A 6010-nucleotide genomic window follows, 5' to 3' on the forward strand; every position below is an offset into this window, starting at 1 on the left:
GGGACCCGCCTCAGCGATCCTGGGGGAGAAGGCCACCGAGGCCGAAGTAACGCGCATCAACCGCGCGCTCGGGCTGGACCAGCCCGTCTACGTCCAGTACTGGCGTTTCCTCAAGCGCATCGTCGAACTCGACCTGGGTACCTCCACCCAGACCGGACAGCCGGTGTGGGACGAGTTCGTCCTGCGCTTCCCCGCGACCGTGGAGCTGTCCCTCCTCGCGATCCTCATCGCCGTGGCCGTCGGCGTCCCGCTCGGTTACTTCGCGGCCCGCAACCGAGGCGGCTGGCTCGACGTCACGTCCGTCTCCGGCTCGCTCGTCGGCATCTGCATCCCGGTCTTCTTCCTGGCTCTGCTCCTGAAGCAGATCTTCGCCGTCAACCTCGGCATCTTCCCCGCCTTCGGGCGCCAGGACACCGGCATCAACGCCACCGACGTGACCGGCTTCGCCGTCCTGGACGGCATCCTCACCGGGGAGTTCGACGCCTCCTGGGACGCGATCATGCACCTGATCCTGCCCTCCGTCGCCCTGGCCTCCATCCCGCTCGCCGTCATCGTGCGCATGACCCGCGCCAGCGTTCTCGAGGTGCAGGACGAGGACTACGTCCGCACCGCCGAGGCCAAGGGCCTCAAGCGGAGCGTCATCCGCGGCCGGCACGTGCTGCGCAACGCGATGCTCCCCGTGGTGACCGCGGTCGGCCTGCTCACGGGCTCCCTGCTGTCCGGCGCGGTCCTGACCGAGTCCGTGTTCTCCTTCGGTGGCATCGGCTCCTTCATCCGGACCGCCATCGACGGCCGCGACTACCCCGTGCTCGTCGGTTTCATCATGTTCATCGCGCTGATATACGTCCTGATCAACCTGCTGGTGGACCTCGCGTACAGCCTCATCGACCCGAGAGTGCGGGTGCACTGACATGAGTGTCGCCACCAAGACCGACAAGATCCAGCGCCTCGCGGAACTGGCCGCCACCAAGGAGACCAGCACCGGCGCCAGCCTCTGGCGGGAGGCCTTCCGCCGCCTCAAGCGCAGCAAGATGGCGATCATCGGCGCGGTCGTCATCGCCCTGTTCGTCGTCCTCGCGATCGTCGGGCCCTACATCGCCCCGCACTCCCCGACCGCCCAGACCTGGCGGAACGAGGTCTTCCCCAACCGGGGCGAGTTCGTCGGCGCACGCGGCGAGAACTGGTTCGGGCTCGACCACCTCGGCCGGGACATGTTCTCCCGCATGCTGGTCGGAGCCCGCCAGACGCTGCTCGTCGGCGTCGTCGCCACGCTGATCGGCCTGGTCATCGGCTTCGTGATCGGCGGCCTCGCCGGCGCCTTCGCCACCCTCGGCGGCGACACCGGCAAGCGGATCGACTCCGTCATCATGCGTTTCATCGACATGATGCTGGCGCTGCCCTCGCTGCTGCTCGCGGTGTCCATCGCCGCGGTCATGGGGCAATCACTGACCACCGTGATGATCGCCGTCGGTGTCGTCCAGATCCCGGTGTTCGCCCGGCTGCTGCGCGGCTCCATGCTCGCCCAGGGCAGCGCGGAGTACGTGCTCGCCGCCCAGTCCCTCGGTGTGCGCAAGCGGCGCATCGTCCTCTCGCAGATCGTGCCCAACTCGCTCAGCCCGGTGATCGTGCAGGCCACGCTCTCCCTGGCCACCGCGATCATCGAGGCGGCCGCCCTGTCCTACCTGGGCCTCGGCAACCCCGACCCGGCCATCCCCGAGTGGGGCGTCATGCTCACCCAGGCGCAGCGGTTCTTCGACAACGCGCCGATGATGGCGGTCTACCCCGCCGTCGGCATCATCATCACCGCCCTCGGCTTCACCCTCCTCGGCGAGGCCATGCGGGAAGCCCTCGACCCGAAGCTGAGGGGCTGAACCACCATGTCTCTGCTCAATGTCGACGAACTGACCATCACCTTCGGCGGCCGTGGCCGCAAGGAGTCCCGGGCGGTCGACGGCGTCTCCTTCGAGGTCGACCAGGGCCAGGTCGTGGGCCTGGTCGGTGAGTCCGGCTGCGGAAAGTCCGTCACCTCCCTGGCCCTGATGGGCCTGCTCCCGAGCAAGGGCGTCACCATCGGCGGCCGTGCCGAGTTCGACGGCGCGGACCTGTTCACGATGAGCCCGTCCGCCCGCCGCGACCTGCGCGGCAGCGAAATGGCGATGATCTTCCAGGACCCGCTGTCCTCGCTCAACCCGGTCGTGCCGATCGGCGTGCAGGTCACCGAGATCCTGGAGCGCCACCGGGGGATGAAGGGCGAGGCCGCCCGCAAGGAGGCCGCCCACCTGCTGGACCGGGTCGGCATCCCCGACCCGACCCGGCGGCTCAAGGAGTACCCGCACCAGCTCTCCGGCGGTATGCGCCAGCGCGCGCTGATCGCCATGGCGGTGGCCTGCGCCCCCCGCATGCTCATCGCCGACGAGCCCACCACGGCCCTCGACGTGACGATCCAGGCGCAGATCCTGGAGCTGCTCAAGGAACTGGTGGACCAGGAGGGCACCGCCCTGCTGATGATCACCCACGACCTCGGTGTGGTCGCCGGCCTCTGCGACCAGGTCAACGTGCTCTACGCGGGCAAGACCGTGGAGTCCGCCGGGCGCCGTGAGCTGTTCGCCCACCCGACCCACCCCTACGCGCACGGACTGCTGGGTTCCATCCCGCGGCTGGACGCTCCCCGGGGCGAGCCCCTCAAGCCCATCCGGGGCTCCATCAACGACCGCATCGCCTGGGCCGACGGCTGCGCCTTCGCGCCCCGCTGCGACCGGTACGAGATGGGCTGCCTGACCGGCACCCCGCAGCTCACCGAGCCGCGTGCGGCCGGCCACCAGGTGCGGTGCGTCAACCCCGTACTCGACGACGCGAAGGCCGAGGAGGTCACCGCATGAGCCTGCTCGAACTGGACGGCGTCAAGGTCCACTTCCCCATCAAGAAGGGCATCTTCGTCGACCGCACGGTCGGTCACGTCTACGCCGTGGACGGGGTGTCCCTGAAGGTCGAGGCCGGCGAGACCTACGGTCTGGTCGGCGAGTCCGGCTGCGGCAAGACCACCCTCGGGCGGTCCGTGCTGCGGCTGGTGGACATCACCGAGGGCTCCGTCGTCCTCGACGGCACCGACCTGGCGAAGCTGCCCGGCGAGGAGATGCGCCGCTTCCGGCGCCGGCTCCAGATGGTCTTCCAGGACCCGCTGGGCTCGCTCAACCCCCGGCAGAACATCGAGTCGATCCTGTCCGAGGGCATGGTCGCCCACGGCATCGGCAAGGACCAGGAGGAGCGCCGGGAGAAGATCAAGTCGATCCTGGACAAGGTCGGCCTGCCCTCCAACGCGCTCTCGCGCTACCCGCACGAGTTCTCCGGCGGCCAGCGCCAGCGCATCGGCATCGCCCGCGCGCTCGTCCTCGAACCCGACGTGATCATCTGCGACGAGCCGGTCTCCGCGCTCGACGTGTCGGTCCAGGCCCAGGTCATCAATCTGCTGGACGAGCTCCAGGAGGAACTCGGCCTGACCTATGTGGTGATCGCCCACGACCTCGCGGTGGTCCGGCACATCTCCGACACGATCGGCGTGATGTACCTGGGCTCGCTGGTCGAGGAGGCGCCGAGCGACGCGCTGTACGCCGAGCCGAAGCACCCGTACACCAAGGCCCTGATGTCGGCCGTGCCGGTGCCGGACCCGGAGGTGGAGGACAGGCGCGAGCGCATCCTGCTCACCGGCGACCTGCCCTCCCCGGCCAACCCGCCCAGCGGCTGCCGCTTCCACACCCGCTGCCCGTGGGCCCAGGCCGAGCGGTGCTCGACCGAACGGCCCGAGCTGCGGGACCTCGGCGGTGGCCACCGGGTGGCCTGCCACTTCGCCGAGGAGATCGAGTCGGGGAAGCTGGCGCTGACCCGGCCCACCGGCATCGAGGCCGTCAAGGAGAGCGAAGGCGTGGTGGTCGAGCGGACCGAGGAGGAGGCGGAGGTTCCCGCCGCACTCCTGCCGGCCGACTCGACGACCAAGCCGGACGCCGCGGCGGTCAAGGAGAAGGTGCCGTCGGCGGTCAAGGAGAAGGTGCCGTCGGCCACCGAGGAGAAGGCGTCGTCGGCGGTCAAGGAGAAGGCGTCGTCGGCCAGCGAGGAGAAGGCGTCGCCGGCGGCCGAGGCCCCGGGCGACCGGACGGCCGACGCCGTCGCGAAGGACGGCGACGCCCTCGCGAAGGACAGCGGCGCCGCGGGACCGGACGCGTCCGGCAAGGAGAAGAAGCAGGACAAGACCGGCTGACGGACCGCCGTCCTTCCCGGGGCCTCGCACGGCTCCGCTGAAAGGTTGCGGACAGCAAGTTCACACCGCCCCTCGCCTTGGTTTGCAAGGCGAGGGGTTCTTGTTGGGTGAGAATATGAGGGTGCTCCAGCAACTGTTCAGTCCGTCCGTCCTGCATACGCTCGACCTGATCGGCATCTTCGTCTTCGCGATCTCCGGCGCCCTGCTGGCCGTCCGCAAGAACTTCGACGTCTTCGGCATCGCCGTACTCGCCGAGGTCACCGCGCTCGGCGGCGGGCTCTTCCGCGACCTGGTCATCGGCGCCGTACCGCCCGCCGCCTTCACGGACCTGGGGTACTTCGTCACCCCGCTGCTCGCCACGGTCCTGGTGTTCTTCCTCCACCCGCACGTGGAACGCATCCAGACCGGCGTCAACGTCTTCGACGCGGCCGGCCTCGGCCTGTTCTGCGTCGTCGGCACGACCAAGGCGTACGACCACGGCCTCGGCCTGACCGCCTCCGCCTGTCTGGGCCTGGCCACCGCGGTCGGCGGCGGTGTGCTGCGCGACGTGCTCGCCAACGAGGTGCCGTCACTGCTGCGCTGGGACCGCGACCTGTACGCCGTCCCGGCCGTCGTCGGCGCCGCCCTGACCGCGCTGTGCATCCGCTACGACGTGCTGAACGCGGGGACCAGCGGCGTCGCCGTGGTCACGGCCTTCGTGCTGCGGCTGCTCGCGATGCGCTACCACTGGCGGGCTCCCCGCGCGTGGCACCGCCGTTCGACGGTCCAGGAGGAGTAGTCCACCGGGGCACACCGACAAAGCTACCGCTTAGTATTATCTTCTTGTACTGTTCAGCCATGCCAGAAGCAGCCTCCGCCCAGCCCGTCAGGGCCACCATCGGCGCCAGTGAGTTCGACCGCGACACCGCGCTCACCCCCCGCGCGCCCGGCGTCTACGACATCGACCTCTCCGCCGGCTGGACGATCATCAACGCCGTCAACGGCGGCTACCTGCTGGCGGTCCTGGGCCGCGCGCTCGCGGACGCCCTGCCGCACGCCGACCCGTTCACCATCTCCGCGCACTACCTGACCGCCTCCCAGCCGGGCCCGGCGGTCGTCCGCACCGAGACCGTGCGCACCGGACGGACCCTGTCGACCGGCCAGGCCTCCCTGTTCCAGTTCGACGAGCGGGGCGACGAGGTGGAGCGCATCCGCGTCCTCGCCTCCTACGGCGACCTGGACTCCCTGCCCGACGACGTCCGTACGACGGCCCGGCCGCCCGCGATACCGCCGATGGAGCAGTGCTTCGGCGCGGAGGACGGCCCCACCCCGGTCGACGGCAGCTCCGCCATCACCGAGCGCCTGATGCTCAAGCTCGACCCCTCGACCCTGGGATGGGCGCTCGGACAGCCCTCCGGCAAGGGGGAGATGCGGGCCTGGTTCGGGCTCGCCGACGGCCGGGACCCCGACCCGCTCTCGCTGCTCCTCGCGGTGGACGCCCTGCCGCCGACCGCCTTCGAACTGGGCCTGTCCGGGTGGGTCCCCACGGTGGAGCTGACCGTCCACGTCCGCCGCCGCCCGGCCCCGGGCCCGCTGCGCGTCTCGATCACCACCCGCAACCTCGCCGGCGGCTTCCTGGAGGAGGACGCAGAGGTCTGGGACAGCGAGGACCGCCTGGTGGCCCAGTCCCGCCAGCTGGCCCGGGCCCGCCTTTAGCCCCTCTGGGGGAGGGCAGGGGCGGCGGGGGCGAGAAACCCCTCACCCGCCCCCCCCCACCCC

General features: G+C 70.4%; 6 protein-coding genes. All 6 read left to right on the forward strand.

What is annotated here, in order from left to right:
• On the forward strand, window positions 1–910 hold a 910-nt coding region (locus B7767_RS14440), incomplete at its 5' end, for an ABC transporter permease (RefSeq protein WP_085572551.1).
• A 1-nt stretch (window position 911) separates the two neighbouring features.
• Window positions 912–1871 carry an ABC transporter permease gene (locus B7767_RS14445; RefSeq protein WP_085572543.1) on the forward strand — a complete coding sequence of 320 codons (960 nt, stop codon included), beginning with the start codon at window positions 912–914 and terminating at the stop codon, window positions 1869–1871.
• Between the two features lie 6 nt (window positions 1872–1877).
• Complete coding sequence (locus tag B7767_RS14450; RefSeq protein ID WP_085572544.1) at window positions 1878–2879, forward strand: ABC transporter ATP-binding protein; 1002 nt, start codon at window positions 1878–1880, stop codon at window positions 2877–2879.
• Window positions 2876–4252, forward strand: a complete 1377-nt coding sequence (locus B7767_RS14455) for an oligopeptide/dipeptide ABC transporter ATP-binding protein (protein ID WP_085572545.1) — start codon at window positions 2876–2878, stop codon at window positions 4250–4252. The genes B7767_RS14450 and B7767_RS14455 overlap by 4 nt, the downstream gene beginning before the upstream one ends.
• A 121-nt stretch (window positions 4253–4373) precedes the next feature.
• Window positions 4374–5030, forward strand: coding sequence for a trimeric intracellular cation channel family protein (locus tag B7767_RS14460; protein WP_085572552.1), 657 nt, complete (start codon window positions 4374–4376; stop codon window positions 5028–5030).
• Window positions 5031–5089: 59 nt separating this feature from the next.
• Window positions 5090–5947 carry a thioesterase family protein gene (locus B7767_RS14465; RefSeq protein WP_085572546.1) on the forward strand — a complete coding sequence of 286 codons (858 nt, stop codon included), beginning with the start codon at window positions 5090–5092 and terminating at the stop codon, window positions 5945–5947.
• Window positions 5948–6010 lie beyond the last annotated feature (63 nt).

This window comes from Streptomyces sp. 13-12-16 (assembly GCF_002114215.1).
GTDB lineage: Bacteria > Actinomycetota > Actinomycetes > Streptomycetales > Streptomycetaceae > Streptomyces.